Source organism: Conexibacter sp. DBS9H8, from assembly GCF_023330685.1.
Lineage (GTDB): Bacteria > Actinomycetota > Thermoleophilia > Solirubrobacterales > Solirubrobacteraceae > Palsa-465.
Map to the genome: position 1 here is coordinate 2,122,313 of NZ_CP097128.1, position 18,430 is coordinate 2,140,742.

Annotated in this window: 17 protein-coding genes; 14 read left to right on the forward strand and 3 right to left on the reverse strand. The window is 71.2% G+C overall.

Going from position 1 to position 18,430, the window contains the following annotated elements; genetic code table 11:
- Positions 1–7: 7 nt before the first annotated feature.
- Positions 8–418: a DUF2294 domain-containing protein gene (locus M3M55_RS10070; protein ID WP_249009372.1), complete on the reverse strand. Its 411-nt coding sequence runs from the start codon at positions 416–418 to the stop codon at positions 8–10.
- A 136-nt stretch (positions 419–554) separates the two neighbouring features.
- Here M3M55_RS10070 and M3M55_RS10075 point away from each other — a divergent pair, with 136 nt between their 5' ends.
- Positions 555–962, forward strand: coding sequence for a Na-translocating system protein MpsC family protein (locus M3M55_RS10075; RefSeq protein ID WP_249009373.1), 408 nt, complete (start codon positions 555–557; stop codon positions 960–962).
- Positions 963–1,137: 175 nt separating this feature from the next.
- Positions 1,138–1,605, forward strand: coding sequence for an STAS domain-containing protein (locus tag M3M55_RS10080; protein ID WP_249009374.1), 468 nt, complete (start codon positions 1,138–1,140; stop codon positions 1,603–1,605).
- On the opposite strand, the gene M3M55_RS10085 is transcribed toward M3M55_RS10080, so the two are convergent.
- Positions 1,525–2,055, reverse strand: coding sequence for an RNA polymerase sigma factor (locus M3M55_RS10085; protein ID WP_249009375.1), 531 nt, complete (start codon positions 2,053–2,055; stop codon positions 1,525–1,527). The genes M3M55_RS10080 and M3M55_RS10085 overlap by 81 nt on opposite strands.
- A 665-nt stretch (positions 2,056–2,720) precedes the next feature.
- Between M3M55_RS10085 and M3M55_RS10090 the strand changes: the two genes are divergently transcribed.
- Positions 2,721–3,560 (forward strand): diguanylate cyclase, encoded by an 840-nt coding sequence (locus M3M55_RS10090; RefSeq protein ID WP_249009376.1) that lies wholly within the window; start codon positions 2,721–2,723, stop codon positions 3,558–3,560.
- On the opposite strand, the gene M3M55_RS10095 is transcribed toward M3M55_RS10090, so the two are convergent.
- Positions 3,554–4,660 (reverse strand): glycoside hydrolase family 6 protein, encoded by a 1,107-nt coding sequence (locus M3M55_RS10095; RefSeq protein WP_249009377.1) that lies wholly within the window; start codon positions 4,658–4,660, stop codon positions 3,554–3,556. The two genes, M3M55_RS10090 and M3M55_RS10095, sit on opposite strands and share 7 nt — an antisense overlap.
- A gap of 201 nt (positions 4,661–4,861) precedes the next feature.
- Here M3M55_RS10095 and M3M55_RS10100 point away from each other — a divergent pair, with 201 nt between their 5' ends.
- The 11 genes from M3M55_RS10100 to gcvPB all read left to right on the forward strand — a co-directional run bounded on the left by M3M55_RS10100 (position 4,862) and on the right by gcvPB (position 18,417).
- Positions 4,862–5,269 carry a nitroreductase family deazaflavin-dependent oxidoreductase gene (locus M3M55_RS10100; RefSeq protein WP_249009378.1) on the forward strand — a complete coding sequence of 136 codons (408 nt, stop codon included), beginning with the start codon at positions 4,862–4,864 and terminating at the stop codon, positions 5,267–5,269.
- The gene (gene murC / locus M3M55_RS10105) at positions 5,266–6,624 is read left to right on the forward strand and encodes a UDP-N-acetylmuramate--L-alanine ligase (RefSeq protein ID WP_249009379.1); all 1,359 of its coding nucleotides are present in this window, start codon (positions 5,266–5,268) and stop codon (positions 6,622–6,624) included. Before M3M55_RS10100 ends, murC begins: the two co-directional genes overlap by 4 nt.
- A gap of 123 nt (positions 6,625–6,747) precedes the next feature.
- Positions 6,748–7,677, forward strand: coding sequence for a UDP-N-acetylmuramate dehydrogenase (murB, locus tag M3M55_RS10110; protein WP_249009380.1), 930 nt, complete (start codon positions 6,748–6,750; stop codon positions 7,675–7,677).
- 80 nt (positions 7,678–7,757) lie between these two features.
- Positions 7,758–8,432: a cell division protein FtsQ/DivIB gene (locus tag M3M55_RS10115; protein ID WP_249009381.1), complete on the forward strand. Its 675-nt coding sequence runs from the start codon at positions 7,758–7,760 to the stop codon at positions 8,430–8,432.
- A gap of 212 nt (positions 8,433–8,644) precedes the next feature.
- Positions 8,645–9,760 carry a cell division protein FtsZ gene (gene ftsZ / locus M3M55_RS10120; RefSeq protein ID WP_249009382.1) on the forward strand — a complete coding sequence of 372 codons (1,116 nt, stop codon included), beginning with the start codon at positions 8,645–8,647 and terminating at the stop codon, positions 9,758–9,760.
- A gap of 253 nt (positions 9,761–10,013) precedes the next feature.
- A complete protein-coding gene (locus tag M3M55_RS10125) occupies positions 10,014–11,939 on the forward strand; it encodes a PKD domain-containing protein (RefSeq protein ID WP_249009383.1) in 1,926 nt (641 codons plus the stop codon).
- On the forward strand, positions 11,936–14,038 hold the full coding sequence (locus M3M55_RS10130) for a glycoside hydrolase family 2 protein (protein ID WP_249009384.1): 2,103 nt from the start codon (positions 11,936–11,938) through the stop codon (positions 14,036–14,038). Before M3M55_RS10125 ends, M3M55_RS10130 begins: the two co-directional genes overlap by 4 nt.
- Before the next feature lie 35 nt (positions 14,039–14,073).
- A complete protein-coding gene (gene gcvT, locus M3M55_RS10135) occupies positions 14,074–15,165 on the forward strand; it encodes a glycine cleavage system aminomethyltransferase GcvT (RefSeq protein WP_249009385.1) in 1,092 nt (363 codons plus the stop codon).
- On the forward strand, positions 15,158–15,544 hold the full coding sequence (gcvH, locus tag M3M55_RS10140) for a glycine cleavage system protein GcvH (protein WP_249009386.1): 387 nt from the start codon (positions 15,158–15,160) through the stop codon (positions 15,542–15,544). The genes gcvT and gcvH overlap by 8 nt, the downstream gene beginning before the upstream one ends.
- The gene (gcvPA, locus tag M3M55_RS10145; protein WP_249009387.1) at positions 15,541–16,854 is read left to right on the forward strand and encodes an aminomethyl-transferring glycine dehydrogenase subunit GcvPA; all 1,314 of its coding nucleotides are present in this window, start codon (positions 15,541–15,543) and stop codon (positions 16,852–16,854) included. Before gcvH ends, gcvPA begins: the two co-directional genes overlap by 4 nt.
- Positions 16,855–18,417, forward strand: a complete 1,563-nt coding sequence (gene gcvPB / locus M3M55_RS10150) for an aminomethyl-transferring glycine dehydrogenase subunit GcvPB (protein WP_249009388.1) — start codon at positions 16,855–16,857, stop codon at positions 18,415–18,417.
- Positions 18,418–18,430 lie beyond the last annotated feature (13 nt).

Genomic DNA, 18,430 nt, shown 5'->3' on the forward strand with positions numbered 1-18,430 from the left:
GTGACGCTCAGGACGTCCGGGGATCCCCCGGTTCGCCGGGCTCGTTGATCAGGTCGCTGGGAGCGAGGATGAAGACCTCACACATCATGTCCGGGTCCTGCTGGTTGCCGCTCATGAAGCCGATCACCTTGCGTCCTGTGGCCTGCTCGATCACCGCCTCGAAGCGATCGCGCATGAGGTCTTGAAAGGCCATCCGCTGCTGGATGACGATCGCGCCGCGGCCACCCTGGAGCAGGGTCTGCTCGACCCGCGTGAAGCCCCCGCGGAGGACGCAGACGACGAGGTCGTCTTCGTAGTAGGTCTTGGCCCGGCTCGGGCCACGACCGTAGAACTCCTTGAGCAGCGCGACGAGGCCGTCCGATATCTCCGTCAGCGCGTCACCGTGATTCTGGGGACGCGTGACCTTCGGCGGGTTCATCGACCCACCATACCGCCGAGGACCAAGCGTTTCGCATCTGCGCGCGGCGGGTCGGGTATGCTCGCAGGAGCCCGGCGGGTTCCCGTCCTTCTGCCTTTCGTGCGACACCGAACCGGAGGATGAGAGAGAGCGGCGCATGGCGTCCCCCCGAGGTCCGCTCAGTGGCAGCGAACTGCTGCTCGCCGTAACGAGCGCGATGGTCGGATTTCACTACCGGTACTACCACCGCGAGCCGGTGTCCGCCAGGACGATCCTCCTTGGCGACGATCTTCTCGCCTGCGTGCTGAGTGGCGTCTACACCGACGTCGAGAAGACGCTGATCGAGGTCCAGCGCGGCACGATCGTGCAAGAGGTGCGCAACGCGTTCCAGAACGCCATGCAGGATCGGTTCATCGAGGCGGTCGAGCGACTCACGGGCCGCACGGTGCTCGCGTTCATCTCCAACCATCACGTCGGCCCGGACATCGAGATCGAGTTGTTCTTCCTCACCCCGGCGGCTTCCGGAGGGGCAACTCCGGAGGACCGGGGGACCGGCGAGACGTGACTCGCCAACGGGGCTTCGGCGGGATGCCTGAGCCCCGCGGGTGGGGGTCCTGGAGACTGGACGTCGACGACCCTGATCACTATCGTTCGGAAGGAGGGCAGCGACTGACGTCGGTGCAGACCGGCAGCACGCTCTGACTTCGCCGAACGTTGATCGCGATCGCGGAGCCGCGCCCATGTCCTCAGCACCCACCCCCGCCCCAGACACCGCAGTCCCGGAGGAGGTGCTCCGTCAGTGGGGGCTCACCATCCGGTGTGGCCGCCATGATGCCGTCAACTTCGCTCTGTGGGGCGAACTTGACCTGATGTCCGCCCCGCTGCTGAGTGCGGCGCTGGCGGCTCGCCGTGAGCGCCTCGTCGTCCTCGACGTCAGCGCGCTCGCGTTCATCGACCTCGTCGGGATGTGGACGATCACGATGGCGGGCGAAGGCAGGCGACGCGCGGGAGGGCGCCTGATCCTCGTCGGCCTCACGGGACAGGTTGCGCGCCTCTATGGCCTGATGCCGCCCGCCCTGCGTCCCGACGGCATCCTGCTGTCCGAGACCCCCCCACCGCATGGAGCCTCAGCGACTCGGGCGGGCGAGCCGACGCTCCAGCGTGCCGACACCGAGACGCACCTGCCCCTTGACCGTGCCCAGCGGTAGTCCGACCCGTCGGGCGATCTCGGTGTGGGAGAGGCCAGCGTAGTAGCTCAGGCAGATGGCCTCGCGTTGGCGCTCGGGAAGCCGGAGCAGTGCGGCTCTCACCTCTGCCACCTGCTCAGTGAGAGCCGTCGCATCAGCAAGATCGGCCGGACCGTCATCCTCGAGGCACGTCGCCTGCGCGACCGTCTGGCGGGCGAGTTCGCGCCCGTTCCGGCGCATCACGTCGATCGCGCGATTGCGAACGGTCCCCAGGAGCCAGGCGGCGACCGTGCCGCGGTCTGCCCGGTAACTCCGCGGGTTACGCCAGAGGGAGAGGAACGCGTCCTGGACGGCGTCCTCGCTGTCGGTCCACTGTCCACAGATCGACTGGGCCAGGCGTAGACCGCGCCGGTGATAGCGCCGGTAGAGCTCCGCGTACGCGTCCGCTTGGCCGAGGCAGACTGCGTTCATGAGGGCGACATCCAGGGCGGTCGTCAGCCCTCGAGAGCCCGGAGTGGCTGCGCGAGAGCCGAGCGCAGCAGAGTGAGGTTGAAAGGGGAGCATGGAACCGCGCGTGCCTGGGACCGCGGAAGTCCAGGCTCACGCTTCTGTCATCGCCAGCCCCGTGAGTGGCCCTCTGTCCATCACCATACCGTCCATCGCCCGTGCGGGTGACGGACGGCGGCCGATGCGAGATCAGCCGCCGCGGGCACGCGTCTTGCTCCTGGCCGCCGGCAGTGATAGCGTCCTGCTGGAAGGGCGAGGCTGAACCGTTGTCAGAGACAGCAGTCCGGTCGGACTTTCGCGTTGTTCTCGCTGACAACCCGGGAGTTCGCATGACGCCACCTCAACCTCCTGGCACCGCGTCACCAGCACGTGAGTCAGGACTCGGCACTCAGCCGGTCCCTCGTGACGTCGACCCAGACGTGACGGAGAGTGCGCCCTCCGCGGACCCAGGGGGCCCTCGCCTGAGATCGGCCACCCCGGGAGGCTCGCCGGTGAATCCTGTCCGGTCGCGCGCGGAGAGCCGGGAGGCCCCTCGAGCCGCATCCGACTTCGGACGGGGCGTCATGCCCCCTGACCCCCACCTGCACCTCCTCCCATCGCGATCACCGATTCGGAGTGCGGCTCAGTACGTGCAGTCGGCCGAGACCCGCGAGGCACGGGCTCGAGCGGCCGACGCAGCGGCTCGCGCCCGTGACGGCGCTGCCGATCTCCGGGACGTGCAACTCGACGCCCTCGACCTCGACGACCTCCGGGCCGGGGGCCGGCGTCCGGTCACCGGGGCGGAACTGCTGGCCAGCGCCGCCCGATCGCGTCAGCTCGCCGAGCGCTATCGCGCAGAGGCGGCCGCGGCCCGGATGAAAAATGCAGCCGAGGAACGGGCGTGGGCCGCAAGGGACCGCGAACGGGCCGCCCAGGACCGGGCGGAAGCCCTCACTCACTGCCGAGCTCTCGCAGCGATGGTCCAGTCCAGCGTGCAGGATTCTCTCACCGGGGCGTTCACCCGGGCGCCGGGGCTCGCTGAGCTCGAGTTGGAGTGCGTGCGCGCGAGCCGCAACGGCGGTTCGATCGTCGTCGGCTATCTCGACGTGATCGGCCTGAAGGCGGTCAACGACAGCGCCGGTCACGCCGCGGGCGACGCGCTGCTGCTCCGTGTCGTCGCGCGGCTCCGGTCGCTCGTGCGCCCCTACGACCTGATCATCCGGCTCGGGGGCGACGAGTTCCTCTGCGTGATGGCGGGGATCGACATTGAGGTCGCTCGTGCCCGCTTCAGCGCCTCCGCAGACGCGGACGGCGCCGTCCCGGTCCGAATCGGATTTGCCCGGTGGCGACCCCCCGAAAGCATCGGGGCGACGATCGGCCGGGCGGACACGGAGATGCTCGCCGCGGGAGGTTCATCGCGGGCGGACGCGCCGACCCGGTCCGCCCGCGTGGCGAGCCGCAACGGATCGAGCGGCGGAGCGGCTCAGTAGGGGCGGGACGGGTACCCGGGCCCGAGCTGATCGTTGGCGTGAGCGGCGAGGCTGATCGCTCGGGCGACCCAGAAGGTGCCACTCGGCGGCCCGCCGTGACAGGAGCCGGAGCTGTTCCCCGGGGGGAAGGTCCACAGCAGCGCGTCGAGGTGACTGTTGAGGCCCGGGGTGGTCGTATCCGGGATACCGAGGCCGCGACCCGGCGGGTTACAGAGCGCCTCGATCCCCTGGGTGCGCGGGTGGCGGTTGAGCAGCGGTCCGCGCCCGTTGGTGGCGGTGTTGATGATGAAGTGGGCGCCACCGGTGCGGGCCGACACTGCCTTCGCGTAGCGCAGCTCGTCGCTCGTCCACTCGTTGTGGGTGTCGTTGGTGAAGAAACCCTGGATCAGGCGGACCCCGGCGGCGTTGAGCATCCGCGCCGCATAGGCCGGCGAGTTGGAATCCGAGTAACCGCCCTCGAGGTAGACGGCGGTGTGGGGGAGGGCCTCGAGGGTGAGCGCCTCAAAGCGCATCAGCCCCTCCCAGGCGCCGAGCCCGCCGTGGCGGGCGATGCAGGAGGAGGAGCCGACCGCATCCAACTCGAGCAGGAGGACGGCCGGGCGCCGGCCGATCGCCTGGGCCATCGCGTCGATCTGGGCGCGGAAGTTCGGCGCGTCGGCGTCGATTTCGGCCCGCGTCGCGCACCCGCCGAGCTCGGGATGCAGGAAGTAGGTGCTGATGATCGGGATCGTGTGCGGGTCGGCCTGCAGGAGGGTGCAGAAGATCTTCTCGGTCTGGGCGAAGATCCCGGCGGGGGTGCCGCCCTGGGAGTAGCGGGAGACCCGCTGGGCCTGGGGCTCGGCGGCGATCCTCTCGAGCAGGCGGACCTGTCGAGCGACCCTCGGGCTCGCATGGGGAAGGTCCTCGGCGACGGTGCGGGAGAACGCCGCCCAGGAGAGCGAGTCAGAGAAGGGAGCGAGCGCGCGACCGGAGCCCAGTGGGGCGCTCGTGAGGCCGAGCAGTCGGGCGATCGCTCCGGCCGCGGCCCCCCGGGCCGGCCCGGGAACGTAGAAGTGCGCGCCCCGCAGCGGATCACCGCCGGACGGGGCGGGAGTGAGCATCAGCGGGTTGCTCGGCTCCCGGGTCGCCGGCAGACGCGGTGCCGCGCACCCGCCCCGCCTCGGACGGGCCGCGCCGATTCGAGCCCCGGCGCGCGCCGGACCCGGCGCCGCGACGGCACCCGCGGCGATCAGCGCGGCGAGCAGGCCGATCAACGCCAGGCGAGCCGGGAGCCGGGCTGCCGCACGCGTTACGCTGCAGCCATGAGCGCGCTGTTTGGAACAGAACACGTCGAGCGGTACATCGCGACGGCGGGGGCCGAGGGGCACGAGTGGCAGGGTACCCGCTGCCTGTTGTTGACGACGACGGGGAAGCGCTCGGGTGACCCGCGGATCGCCCCGCTCATCTACGGCACCCGAGGCGACGACTATGTCGTCGTCGCCTCCAAGGGAGGCGCTCCCGAGCATCCGGCCTGGTACGTCAACCTCACAGCCGATCCGCACGTGCAGGTGCAGGTCGGTCCGGACGTGTTCGCCGCCCGCGCCCGCGACGCCGAAGGCGCCGAGCGCGACGAGCTGTGGGCGATCATGGTCAGGGAGTGGCCGGCCTACGACGAGTACCAGACCAAGACCGACCGCCAGATCCCCGTGGTCGTCCTCACCCGGGAGTGAGTCTCACCAGCCCGACGGACGCCGACCGGCCCTGGGCCGGACGGCGGCTGCACTTCTGCGCAATCGGCGGCGCGAGCATGAGTGGCCTGGCGGTCATCGCCCACCGCCTCGGCGCCTCCGTCTCCGGCTCTGACCGGGCCGAGAGCACCCATCTCCGTGACGTCCGGTCGGCGGGCATCGAACCGATCGTCGGCGAACACGCCGCCGACCACGTCCCCGCCGGGGCGGAGGTGGTCTACTCGAGCGCGGTCGACCCTGACAACCCCGAGCGGGTCGTCGCCCGGTCAGAGGGGGGCGGCGGCGAACTGCACCGGGCGCAACTGCTCGCCCAGATCACAGCCCTCAAGCGACTGATCGCCGTCAGTGGAACTCACGGGAAGACGACGACGACGAGCATGATCACCCACATCCTCCGCGCGTGCGGGGCCGATCCGGCCTACATGATCGGCGGTGAGCTGCGCAGCAGCGGCCACAACGCCGAATGGGGGGCGGGCGAGTGGATGGTGGTTGAGGCCGACGAGTCGGACCGCTCGCTCCTGCACTACCGGCCGGCGATCGCGGTGCTCACCAACGCCGAACTCGACCACCACGCCACCTACCGCTCCCGCCTTGACCTCGAGGAGACGCTCGCGACGTTCCTCGGCGGCGCCGAGCGCGCCGTCGTCTGGGACCGTCCCGCACTGCGTCGGCTCGCCGCCCGGGCGGGGGAGACGATCGCCTATGACGCGCCAGCCGCGAGCCTCGGTCCGGCCGGGGCTCGCTTTGTCTGGCAAGGCCACACGGTGACCCTCGCCGTTCCCGGCCAGCACAACGCCGTCAACGCCGCCGGGGCGCTGTGGGCGAGCACGCTCGCCGGGATCGAGCCGGTCGCCGCCGTCGCGGCCCTCGCGCACTTCAGCGGCGCCCGCCGACGGATGGAGCGGCTCGGACGCACCGTTTCCGGCGCCTGGGTCTACGACGACTACGCCCACCATCCGACCGAGCTCGCGGCGGCGATCGCCGCCGCGCGGACCCTCGCTCCCGCCCGCCTCGTCGCCGTCTTCCAGCCGCACCTGTTCAGCCGCACCCGGATGCTCGCCGACGGGTTTGGGGCGTCACTGGCCGGCGCCGACCTCGTCGCCGTCACCGACATCTACCCCGCCCGGGAGTGCGCAGGAGCGTTTCCCGGAGTCGACGGGCGCCTCGTCGCATCGGCCGCGGCCGATCACGGCGCGGGCCGGACCGTGCTCTGGCTGCGGGCCCGCGAGGAGCTGCGCGGCTGGCTCACGAGCACCCTCAGGGAGGGCGACCTGTGCCTGCTGATGGGTGCCGGTGACCTTGACCGGCTCGGCCGGGAGCTCGTCAGCCCCGACTGAGCCGCGCCGCCGTGATGGCGCGGCTCCGGATCACGGCCGGAGGTTGGGCCCGACCGCCGGGTGCCGCTCCCTCCGACGGTCGCTCTACTCTGGCTGAGGCAGCCTCGTTTTCCTCGCACCACCATGGCCTCCTCTGTCACCCATCCGCCCCCCGGCGTGAACCGCGACGTCTCCGGAGCCCGCCTCACCACCGTTCGCACCGGGGGGCCGGCAGCCTATTTCGCTCGCCCCAGCGGCCTCGATGAGCTGCGCGGCCTCCTCGACTGGGCGACCGTCAGCGGGCTGGAGGTAGGGGTCATCGGATCCGGGTCGAACCTACTCATTGCCGACCAGGGCTTCCACGGTGTCCTCATCAAACTCGACAAGCATCTCTCCGACACGGAGATCACCGGATCCTCGATCACCTGCGGAGGGGGGGCGCGCCTGCCCGCCGTCGCCGCCGCCGCCGCCGCGGCCGGCCTCGCCGGGCTCGAGTTCGGCGTCTCGATCCCCGGCACGGTGGGGGGTGCAGTGCGGATGAACGCCAACGCCTACGGTGGCGAGCTCGCCCGGACGCTCGACTGGGTCGAGGTCGTCTCCGGTGACGGAACCAACCGACGGCTCCCGGCGGACCTCGGGTTCGCCTACCGTCGGTCGAACCTGACGTCGGGGGAGATCGTCACCCGCGCACGGTTCCGACTCAGGCCAGCCGACCCCGCCGCCGTCCGAGCGGCGCTGGCGGACCTGCGGGCGCGCCGGCGGGCGTCTCAGCCCGCCGGCATCAAGACCTTCGGCTCCACATTCAAGAACCCCGACGACCCTCGGGCCGAGGGGGCGACCGCCGGGCAGCTACTCGAACGCGCCGGCTGCCGCGGCCTCCGGGTCGGGGGGGCGGGGTTCTCCGCCAAGCACGCGAACTTCATCGAGAACCACGGTGCGGCGACGACCGCGGAGGTCGTCGCCCTGATGGAGCTCGGCGCCCGGCGCGTGCACGAGTGTTTCGGTGTCGAGCTCGAGCCCGAGGTGCAGACCCTCGGTGAGGTGACGTTGCCCGCCAGGTGGCGAGAGCGCTGATGGTGGCGACCGCACTGCGCCGACCGCGCGGGCGCGTGCGGATCGTACGCCCCAGACGCTGGCGCCGGATCCTCCTGGCCATGGGAATCGGGCTCCTGCTCCTCGGCGGGGGCTGGCTGTGGCTGCGCTCATCCTCACTCGTGGCGATCCGACAGGTCCAGGTGACCGGCCTCTCCGGTGAGTACGCCCGCCAGATCCGCACCGTCCTCACGCGCACGGCCCGGAGGATGACCACGCTCGATCTCTCCGCAGCGGCCCTGAAACAGGCCGTGGCCGGCTATCCGGACATCGCAGGGGTCACCGCGCAGCTGCACTTCCCCCACGGGGTCACGATCGCCGTCGATGAGACGATCCCCGTCGCCGCGGTCCACAGTGGGGGGGCCCTCGTCGCCGTCGACGCCCACGGCGTCCTGCTTCCCGGCCGGCCGGTGCGCGGTCTTCCCCTCCTCACCCTGGCGCCCGACGCCGCCGGCCGGCCGATCACGGCCCCGGGAACGCTCGCAACACTCGCGGTCCTGAGCGCGGCACCGTTCCAGATGCTCGCTGAGATCACCGCCGCCCGCTCCGACACCGCACATGGGGTCACGTTGCAACTGCACAACGGACCGGCGCTGTACTTCGGCAGCACCCGAGACCTCGCGGCCAAATGGGCGGCGGCGGACGCGGTGCTCGCGAGCCCGAACTCGGCCGGCGCGTCCTACATCGACGTCACAGCCCCCGAGCGGCCGGCCGCAGGGGTCGGTGCCGGAGGGTGACGTAAGCCTCAACCTAAAGTCGAGGTATACCGCAGACGAGTCGAGAGTCTCGGGCGAGGATCGAGGGTTCTGGGTTCTGAAAGAATTGTTGCGCCCCCGCCGGCGCGTTGACGGCACGGAACCTGGGTGCGTAAGGTGCCAAACTCTGCCGAAACACGGGCGCTGGGCAATAAAGCCTCAACGCTACATTCAGGGTCGGACGAAAGAAGAGCATGGAGAGCAGCGGCTCATACCTCGCAGTGATCAAGGTCGTCGGTGTCGGCGGCGGTGGAACCAACGCGGTCAACCGCATGGTCGACGCGGGCCTGCGCGGCGTCGAGTTCATCGCGGCGAACACGGACGCCCAGGCGCTCGCCATGTGTGAGGCCGACATCAAGCTCAACATCGGCCACGAGCTCACCAAGGGCCTCGGGGCCGGGGCGAACCCGGAGGTCGGCCAGGGCGCGGCCGCCGAATCCCGAGACGAGATCAAGGAGGCGCTCAAGGGTGCGGACATGGTCTTCGTGACCGCGGGGGAGGGCGGCGGCACTGGCACGGGCGCGGCCCCGGTGATCGCCGACATCGCCAAGAACGAGATCGGCGCCCTCACCGTCGGCGTCGTCACCCGCCCGTTCTCCTTCGAGGGGACCCAGCGCGCCCGCCAGGCCCAGGACGGGATCGCCAAGCTGAAGGAGTACGTCGACACTCTGATCGTGATCCCGAACGAGAAGCTGCTCGCGCTCGTCGAGCGGCGCACGACGATCCTCGACGCCTTCCGTGAGGCCGACAACGTTCTGCGCCAGGGCGTGCAGGGGATCACCGATCTGATCACGATCCCCGGCCTGATCAACGTCGACTTCGCCGACGTCCGCACGATCATGCACGACGCCGGCACCGCGCTGATGGGCATCGGCAGCTCATCCGGTGAGAACCGCGCGGCCGAGGCAGCCAAGCAGGCGATCTCCAGCGCCCTGCTCGAGGAGTCGGTCGAGGGCGCGACCGGGATCCTCCTCAACATCACCGGCGGCCACGATCTCGGTCTGTTCGAGGTCAACGAGGCCGCCGAGATCGTCCAGACCGCGGCGGCGACGAACTCGAACATCATCTTCGGGTCGGTGATCGACGACAACATGTCCGATGAGGTTCGGGTCACCGTCATCGCGACCGGTTTTGACCGCGAACGGGGCGGAACGAGCGCCGGACTTGCCAGCGTGCGCCGGGCCCCGGCGGGGACCGATCGTCCGCGGCGGCGCGAGCGCGGTGACGTGTCACTCGATGACCGCCAGCGTTCGAGCCTGGAGATCCGGGACGACGAGATCGACATCCCGTCCTTCCTCAAGGACCGCTAGACCGCATGGCGAAGACGCGCGGCGCCGACGCGCCGCGCAACTTCTCCGCCCACCGTCTCGTTGAGAGAGCGGAGGCGTCGCAGGCCGTTCACCCGGAGCGCTTGCGGGAGCGCGCCCCAGTGCCGTGCACGTCTTCCGAGTTCCGCTGACCACCCCCTCGCGCGATCACCGCCGCCGCTGCGCGGCGCAGCGTGCGGTGGCGGGCGCGAACCGGCGGCACCTGCCCGTCGCCGCCTCGCGGTGGCTCGCATCCGTGTGCCTGGTCGCGCTCCTGTCCGGCGCCGCCGTCGCCCTGGCGCCGGCTCCGGCCGGCGCCCAAGATGTGCCCGGCGGGGTGCACGAGCTCGTCAGCGGGCTCGGTCAGGTGACGCTGGGCGGGGTCGCCGTCGCCCGGGACGGCAGCGGCGGGATCGTCTACTCGGCCACCGTCGGCGGGATCAGCCACGTCTACCTTGCCCGCCTGCTCGGGGGTGTCCTCCAGCCACCCCAGCAACTCGACACGGGCGTTCTGGCGGGCGCGACCGATCCGGTCATCAGCGCCGACACCGGCGGTCGTCTGCTGATCGCCTTCCTCAGCGGATCGGACCTCTACGTCACCGACGCGACCTCGGGCGCCGGCGCGCTGACCCCTCCGCAGCTGCTCGCCACCGACGCGTCCGCGCCCGCGATCTCGATGAACCTGTTCGGGGTCGGCTACCTCGCCTACACCGCCACGATGAGTGCAGGCAGCTCCGTCGACGTCGAGTACTTCAACGGGACCGCCTGGACGCCCGCGAGTCCGGAGGCGATGAACGTCACCCCCGACGACGCCGGCACCGGATCGGGCGCTCCAAGCATCGTCGCCGCCAGTGACGGGGTCGGCATCGTCGCCTGGGGTGAGAACGGGCACGTCTACTCACGGCGGGTGTGGGGCACCGAGACGAGCGTCGAGACCGAGCAGGACGACCCGGCGACGTACGCCGGGCTCACCGAAGTGAGCGCCGGCGCCCCCCAGGTCGCCTCCGGCGGTGATTCCAGCTACCCCGACATCGTCTTCGACGAGACGTTCTCCGACGGCGGAGGTACGGTGACGAGGGCGATGCTCACCCGGCTGATCGCCGAGGACACCGGGCCGACGACGGCGGTCGACGGGATCACCCAATCCGGGCTGGCAGGAGACGATCCACAGATCGCCATGAGCGAGTACGGTCGCGGCCTGATCACCGCCGCGGTCGGACAGGCACCGATCGTCGCGGGGACCGCCACCTCCGGTGGCGGCCCGACCGCTCCCTACGGTGTCGCCGGCACCGTCCTCGACACCAACGGCGTGCCCCAGGCGACCCAGCCCGTCGGAGCGCAGACGAATGCGGCCGCTCCGGACCCCGTGCCGGGGGTGTTCGGCCTCATCACGAGCGCGCTCACCTGGGTCGCCGACGGCGGGCCGGGCCTCGGTTCGGTGATGGTCGACGTTGCCGAGGACGGCGTCGACTTCAGTGGGCCGGTGGCGCTGTCGAGCCCAGCGAACGGGCCGGTCCAGTCCACCGACGGGCTCGCGATCGCCGGGGACGGCCGCGGCGACGGGATCGTCGCGTGGGTCCAGGGCAGCCCGGGAGCGCTGGCGATCGACACCGAGCAGCTCTACACTCCGCCGGGCTCGCCCGGGCTCGCCCCCGGCCGGGTCGAGGCAACGACAAGCCGGCCCACTCTCGCCTGGAACCCGGCGCCCGAGGACTGGGGCCCGGTCACCTACACGGTCAGCCTTGACGGGCGGCCGGTCGCCCAGACGGCGGCGACGGCGATCCCCCTCGGCCCGCTCACCGACGGCACCTACGCCTGGCAGGTGACCGCCACCAACCCCGCCGGGCAGACCTCCACCTCACGCGCCGGGGTGCTCGTCGTCGACACCTACCCACCAACCCTCGCCCTGCGCCTCAGCGGCCCGCGTCGGGCCGGGCTCCTCGAGCGGGCGGCGCTGCACGCCACCGATCCGCCGAACCCGACCGAGCCGGGCGCCACCGCCAGCGGCGTCGCTCTCGTGACCCTCAACTGGGGCGACGGCACCCCGACCGTGCACGGCCCCCGGCTCGCCCGCGTCAGCCACCGCTACGCCGACCCGGGGGTCTACCGGATCACCGCCAGCGTCCGCGACCACGCCGGCAACCTCACCACCCTCACCGAGCTGATCCGGGTCCTGCCGTGATCGGGCGTGCGCATAACCGCCGCCGTTCCCGCCGGGCCCCGATCGCGCTCGCGCTCACGGTCGTCGTCGCGGGCGGCTGGTTCGGCGTCACCGGCCAGCCGCCGGCCCAAGCGACACCGGTCCCCGATCGGGGGAGCGTCGCAACGACGCCCGCCGCCCCGGCACCCGGGCCGCCGGTCGCCAACGGTACGACGGTCACCCCGACCTACGGCCTGCCCTACCGCCAGCTCACTCCCTACGTCGCCCAGCCGCCCACCCCGGGGGCGCTCGAGACCGACGGCCCCGAGAACCGCTACACGCTCGGCGGCACCTGGCTCTACCGCCCCGACCCCGACAACCTCGGCATCAGCCAGGGGTACTGGCGACCGGGCAACCCGACGAGTCAGTGGAGCGAGGTCGCGATCCCGAACGCCTGGAACGCGGGGAACTACACCGCGGCGGGCTTCGCCGGAACGGTCGGCTGGTACCGGCGTGACTTCACGGTGCCCGCGCACGCCTTCACTCGGTACGTGCCGCGCTCGGCCCGTCGCTGGGTGATCCAGTTCGAATCGGTCAACTACGACGCCGAGGTGTGGCTCAACGGCCACCTGCTCGGAACCCACGCGGGCGCCTACCTTCCGTTCGAGTTCGTGGTTGGCGACCTCCGTGCGGGCGCGAACACGCTCGTGGTCAGGGTCGACGACACCCACACCCCCACCACTCTCCCCGCCGGGCCCCAGAGCGGCTGGTGGAACTTCGGAGGCATCCTCGACGCCGTCTACCTGCGGCCCGTCGCCGAGGCGAACCTCGACGCGGCCGTGATCCGACCGGTCCTGCCCTGCCCACGCTGCGCGGCGAAGATCGAGGAGCAGGCGACGGTGACGAACCCGACCCGTCGTCCCGAGACCGTCGCGCTCGCCGGCCGCTACGGACCGCTCACACTCGACTTCGGTGAGGCGCGCATCCCTGTCGGGGGGGTGTGGCGACCGACTGCGACGGCGACGCTTGCTCACCCGCGCCTGTGGGCGCCCGGGCACCCGTTCCTGTATGCCGCGACGCTCACCCTCACCGATGCGCGGGGACGGCGCCTGGGCGGCTACCGCTACGCCTCCGGGGTGCGGGAGATCAGCTGGCACGGCGGTCTGCTCTATCTCAACGGGCAGCAGCTGCACCTGCGCGGCGTCAGCATCCACGAGCAGACCGTGCAGACCGGGGCCGCCCTCAGCGTTGCCCAGCAACGCCAGCTGCTCACCTGGGCCCACGACCTCGGAGCCGACATCATCCGCGAGCACTACCCGCTCGATCCGGAGGCCGAGCAGATGGCCGATGAGGACGGAATCCTGCTGTGGTCTGAGATCCCCGTCTACGGCAGCTTCCTCTCCGAGCAGCAGAATGACGCCAACCTCAGCTCCCCCGGCTGGCGCCAAGCGGCCGCACGGCTGCTGGCCGACAACATCATGACGAACGAGAATCACCCGTCGATCCTGCTCTGGAGCATCGCCAACGAGCTCCCGGCGACCGCGACCGGTCCGGAGATCTCCTACATCAAATCTCAGGCCGCCGAGGCTCACCGCCTCGACCCGACCCGACCGGTCGGGATGGCCGTCGAGGACTGGCCGGGGATCGGCTGCCAACCCGTCGCCTACGCCCCGCTCGACGTGATCGGGATCAACGAGTACTTCGGGTGGTTCGATGAGAACGGCGGGGCGACCGCCGACCGCCAAGCCCTGGAGCCGTTCCTGCAGAGCGTTCGCGCCTGCTATCCGGACAAGGCGCTGATGGTGACCGAGGTCGGCTACGGCGGCGACCGCAACGGGCCGGTCGAGGTTCGCGGCACCTACCAGTATCAGGACGACATGCTCGCCTACTCGATGGGCGTCTTCGACCAGCTCGACTGGCTCGCGGGGGCGATCTGGTTCCCGATGCAGGACTTCGCCGCCGAACCGGGCTACGACGGAGGCGACCCGATCGGCAACCCGCCGTTCGTCGACAAGGGCGTGCTCGATCAGTACGGCAATCCGAAGCCGTCCTTTCAGGTGATGTCGAGCCTGTATCACGCGACCGCTCAGGTCGGCCCCGCTGCGCCCCGAGCGGACGCGCGTGGGCGACCACGGCCGTGACCGGATCCATCGGCCCGGGTCCTATCCTCCCGGAGGTGAGCGCCGAGATCCGCCGCACCCCGCTGTATCAGGAGCACGTGAGCGCCGGCGCCAAGCTCGTGGCCTTCGCCGGATGGGAGATGCCGATCCACTATGGATCGATCCGCAGCGAGCATCTGGCGGTCCGCGCTCACGCCGGGATCTTCGACGTCTCCCACATGGGCCAGATCCTCACCCGCGGCCCCGGCGCGCTCGCCTGCCTTCAGCACCTCAGCAGCAACGACGTGAGCCGGCTCGGTGACGGCGCTGCCCAGTACAGCCTGCTGTGCCGGCCCGACGGCGGGGTCCTCGACGACCTGTTCAGCTACCGGCTGTCGGCGACGGAGTTCCTCACCGTCACCAACGCGGCCAACCACGCCGCCGACCTCGCCTGGTTCCGCGCCCACGGCCTGAACGCCGACGTCGAGATCGTCGATGCCGCCGAGGACTACGCGATGCTCGCCGTCCAGGGGCCGGCCGCCCGCAGGCTCGTCGCCGGACTCGGCGACGGCCCGCTCCCGGAGCGGTTCCAGATCCGGCCCGGGCGCGTCGCCGGTGTCGAGATGCTCATCGCCGGCACCGGCTACACCGGTGAGGACGGCGTCGAACTGCTGCTCGCTCCGGCCGACGCACCCACCGTGTGGCGGGCCCTGCTCAGCGCCGGCGCGGTCCCGGCCGGTCTCGGCGCCCGTGACACGCTCCGCCTCGAGGCGTGTTTTCACCTCTACGGCAACGACCTGTCGACCGACCGTGACCCGATCAGCGCCGGTCTCGGCTGGGCGGTCAAGGAGGACAGCGGCGGGATCGGCGCGGAGGCAAACGCCGCGATCCGGGCCGCCGGCCCGAGCGTGCGGTTCATCGCCTTCACGCTCACCGGCCCCGGGATTCCCCGGCCGGGCAACCCGGTGATCGACTCGGACGGGCACCCGATCGGCACCGTCACGAGCGGCAGCTTCTCCCCGAGCCTCGAGCAGGGGATCGGGCTCGCCTACGTGCTCGCCGACCACGCCGCGGTCGGCACCCCCCTGACGATCGACGTTCGCGGCGCGCCGCGTGAGGCCGTCGTCGCATCCAAGCCCCTCTACCCAAAGGAACCTGCTGATGGCTGATGGCGACTATCCCAGCGAGCTGAAGTACCACGCCGAGCATGACTGGGCGCGCGTGGACGGGGACGAGGCGACCTTCGGCATCACCTGGTACGCCCAGGACTCGCTCGGCGAGGTCGTCTTCTTCGAGGCGCCCGCCGTCGGGAGCACCGTCAGCAAGGACGCCGCCTACACCGAGGTCGAGTCGGTCAAGGCCGTGTCGGAGGTGATCGCCCCGCTGTCGGGGGAGATCGTCGCCGTCAATGAGGCGCTCGCCGCGAACCCGGAGGCGATCAACGAGGACCCCTACGGAGCGGGATGGCTCGTCAAGGTCCGCCTGTCGGACCCGGCGGAGATCGAGACGCTGCTGGACGCGGCCGCCTACGCGGCGACGCTGCCATGAGCACCTACACGTCGGTCACCCCCACCGACCGGGCCGAGATGCTCGAGGTCATCGGCGTCGACTCCGTCGAGGCGCTGTTCGCCGACATCCCCGCCCCGCTGCGGCTGGAACGGCGCCTCGATCTTCCCGCCGGGCTCGCCGAGCAGGAGGTCTTCCGTGAGCTGTCCCGGCTCGCCTCGGCGAACGTGTCCGCCGAGGATGAGATCACCTTCCTCGGCGCCGGGATGTATGACCACTACGTGCCCGCGCTCGTCGACGCGATCATCTCCCGGTCGGAGTTCCTCACCCCTTACACGCCCTATCAGCCCGAGATCTCCCAGGGCGGGTTGCAGGCGATGTTCGAATACCAGACGGCGATCTCCGAGCTCGTCGGGCTGCCGGTCTCCAACGCGTCGGTGTACGAGGGGCCCTCTGCGGTCGCCGCCGCCGGGTACGTCGCCAAGCACCATAACGGCCGCCGCCGGTTCGTCGTCTCCGCCGGCGTGCACCCGCACGCAATCGAGACGCTCGCCACCTACGCGCACGGCTACGGGATGACCGTCGAGGTCGTCGAGCTCACTGACGGCGTCACCGTGCTCGGCGCGCTCGGCGACGACGTCTCCGCGGTGATCGTCGCCCAGCCGAACTTCCTCGGCGCGGTCGAGGACATCGCCGCCTGCGCCGAGGCCGCCCACGCCGCCGGGGCGCTGCTCGTCTGCGCGGCCGACCCGATCCCGCTCGGGATCATCCAGGCTCCCGGCGCGGTCGGCGCCGACATCGTCGTCGGGGAGGGCCAGAGCCTCGGCAACCGGCTCGACTACGGGGGACCGTCGTTCGGGTTCTTCGCCGTCACCGAGGCACTGTTGCGCCGCCTTCCCGGCCGGCTGGCGGGGGAGACCCGCGACCTCGACGGGCGCCGCGGGTTCGTGCTCACCCTCCAGACCCGCGAGCAGCACATCCGTCGGGACAAGGCGACCTCGAACATCTGCACCGCCCAGGCGCTCAACGCGCTTGCCGGCGTGATCTACCTCAGCTGGCTCGGACGGCGCGGGATCGTCGAGCTCGCCGAGCTGCTGCTCGCCCGGACCGACTACGCCCGTCGCCGGCTCGCCGCGATTCCGGGCGTTCGGCTCTCCCACACCCAGCCGGTGATCCGGGAGTTCCCGATCACCGTCGACGGTGACCTCGATGCGGTCATCGCCCACTGCCGGCGGGCACAGATCAACCCCGGCTATCGGCTCTCGGAGCACGAGTTGCTGATCGCGATCACCGAACAGCGGACCCGGGCCCACATCGACCTGCTGGCCACCACGATCGAGGAGGCGCTGTAGATGACCGCCGTCGCCCCAGGACCGGGACGGTCCTTCACCCAGGCCGCAGATGACGAGCTGACCATCTACGAGCGGTCCGTGCCCGGCCGACGGGCGTTCGTCGCCCCCGCCCTCGACGTGCCCGCCGTGTCGGTGGAGGCGCTCCTGCCCGCCCACCTGCGCCGCCCCGAGCCGCCGCGGCTGCCCGAGGTGACCGAGCCGGAGATCGTCCGCCACTACAACCGGCTCTCCAAGCGCAACTTCGACCTCGACACCGGGTTCTACCCGCTCGGCTCCTGCACGATGAAGCACAACCCGAAGCTGCACGAGCGGGTCGCCGCGCTGCCCGGCAACAGCCGCCTGCACCCCCTCCAGGACCCCGCCCGGGCCCAGGGGGCCCTCGAGCTGATGTACCGGCTCGGGGAGGCGCTCGCGGAGATCTCCGGCCTTCCGCACGTCAGCCTGCAACCCTCAGCCGGCTCCCACGGGGAGCTCGCCGGCGTGCTGCTCACCCGCGCGTACCACGAGGACCGCGGTGAGCGGCGGACCAAGGTGCTGACGCCCGAGACCGCGCACGGAACGAACCCGGCGACGGTGACGATGGCCGGCTATGAGGTCGTCAAGCTCGCCACCGACCGCGACGGCAACGTCGACCTCGCCGACCTGCGGGCCAAGGCCGATTCAGACGTCGCCTGCCTGATGCTGACCAACCCCTCCACGCTCGGGCTGTTCGAGCCGAACATCTCCCAGATCGCCGAGATCATCCACGGCGTCGGGGCGACGCTGTACTACGACGGCGCGAACCTCAACGCGATCATGGGGATCACCCGCCCCGGGGATATGGGCTTCGACATCGTCCACTTCAACCTGCACAAGTCCTTCACCCAGCCGCACGGCGGCGGCGGCCCCGGGTCGGGGCCGATCGCGGTCTCGGACCGGATCGAGCCCTACCTGCCGCGCCCGCAGGTGATCCGGCGGCCGGCGACGCCGGACGGCGGGGGTGAGCCCACCGCCACCCCTCCCGCCACCAGCTGGGTCTATGACCTCGACTTCGACCGGCCCAAGTCGATCGGCCGTCTCCGCGGCTTTCAGGGCAACTACGGCGTGTTCGTCCGCTCCTACGCCTACATCCTGTCGCTCGGCGCCGAGGGGCTGCGCGAGGCATCGGAGACGGCGGTGCTGAACGCCAACTATCTCCTCGCCAAGCTCGCCGCCGCCGGGGTCGGGGAGTACCTGCCCGCCGCCTACAACCGTCTCGCGATGCACGAGTTCGTCCTCTCGGGTGCGCCGATGAAGGCCGAGCTGGGGATCAAGACGCTCGACCTCGCCAAACGGCTGCTCGACTTCGGGGTCCACCCGCCGACGGTGTACTTCCCCCTCCTCGTCGAGGAGGCGCTGCTGATCGAGCCGACCGAAACGGAGACCCGGGAGACGCTCGACCGGTTCGTCGAGATCGTCGCGGAGGTCCTCCGGGAGGCCCGAGCCGACCCCGAGATCGCCCGTCACGCCCCCTACGGTACCCCGGTGCGGCGCCTCGACGAGGCCGGCGCGGCCCGCCGGCCCGTGCTGCGCCAGATACTGTAGGCCGGCGGCGGGG

What these genes read in the sequence shown, in the direction of transcription:
- M3M55_RS10075 (WP_249009373.1), top strand. Translation starts at nt 555, where the DNA reads ATGGCGTCCCCCCGAGGTCCGCTCAGTGGCAGCGAACTGCTGCTCGCC.
- M3M55_RS10115 (WP_249009381.1), top strand. Translation starts at nt 7,758, where the DNA reads ATGGGAATCGGGCTCCTGCTCCTCGGCGGGGGCTGGCTGTGGCTGCGC.
- M3M55_RS10085 (WP_249009375.1), bottom strand. Translation starts at nt 2,055, where the DNA reads ATGAACGCAGTCTGCCTCGGCCAAGCGGACGCGTACGCGGAGCTCTAC.
- M3M55_RS10070 (WP_249009372.1), bottom strand. Translation starts at nt 418, where the DNA reads ATGAACCCGCCGAAGGTCACGCGTCCCCAGAATCACGGTGACGCGCTG.
- M3M55_RS10100 (WP_249009378.1), top strand. Translation starts at nt 4,862, where the DNA reads ATGAGCGCGCTGTTTGGAACAGAACACGTCGAGCGGTACATCGCGACG.
- murB (WP_249009380.1), top strand. Translation starts at nt 6,748, where the DNA reads ATGGCCTCCTCTGTCACCCATCCGCCCCCCGGCGTGAACCGCGACGTC.
- gcvPB (WP_249009388.1), top strand. Translation starts at nt 16,855, where the DNA reads ATGACCGCCGTCGCCCCAGGACCGGGACGGTCCTTCACCCAGGCCGCA.
- M3M55_RS10080 (WP_249009374.1), top strand. Translation starts at nt 1,138, where the DNA reads ATGTCCTCAGCACCCACCCCCGCCCCAGACACCGCAGTCCCGGAGGAG.
- ftsZ (WP_249009382.1), top strand. Translation starts at nt 8,645, where the DNA reads ATGGAGAGCAGCGGCTCATACCTCGCAGTGATCAAGGTCGTCGGTGTC.
- M3M55_RS10095 (WP_249009377.1), bottom strand. Translation starts at nt 4,660, where the DNA reads ATGCTCACTCCCGCCCCGTCCGGCGGTGATCCGCTGCGGGGCGCGCAC.
- gcvPA (WP_249009387.1), top strand. Translation starts at nt 15,541, where the DNA reads ATGAGCACCTACACGTCGGTCACCCCCACCGACCGGGCCGAGATGCTC.
- gcvH (WP_249009386.1), top strand. Translation starts at nt 15,158, where the DNA reads ATGGCTGATGGCGACTATCCCAGCGAGCTGAAGTACCACGCCGAGCAT.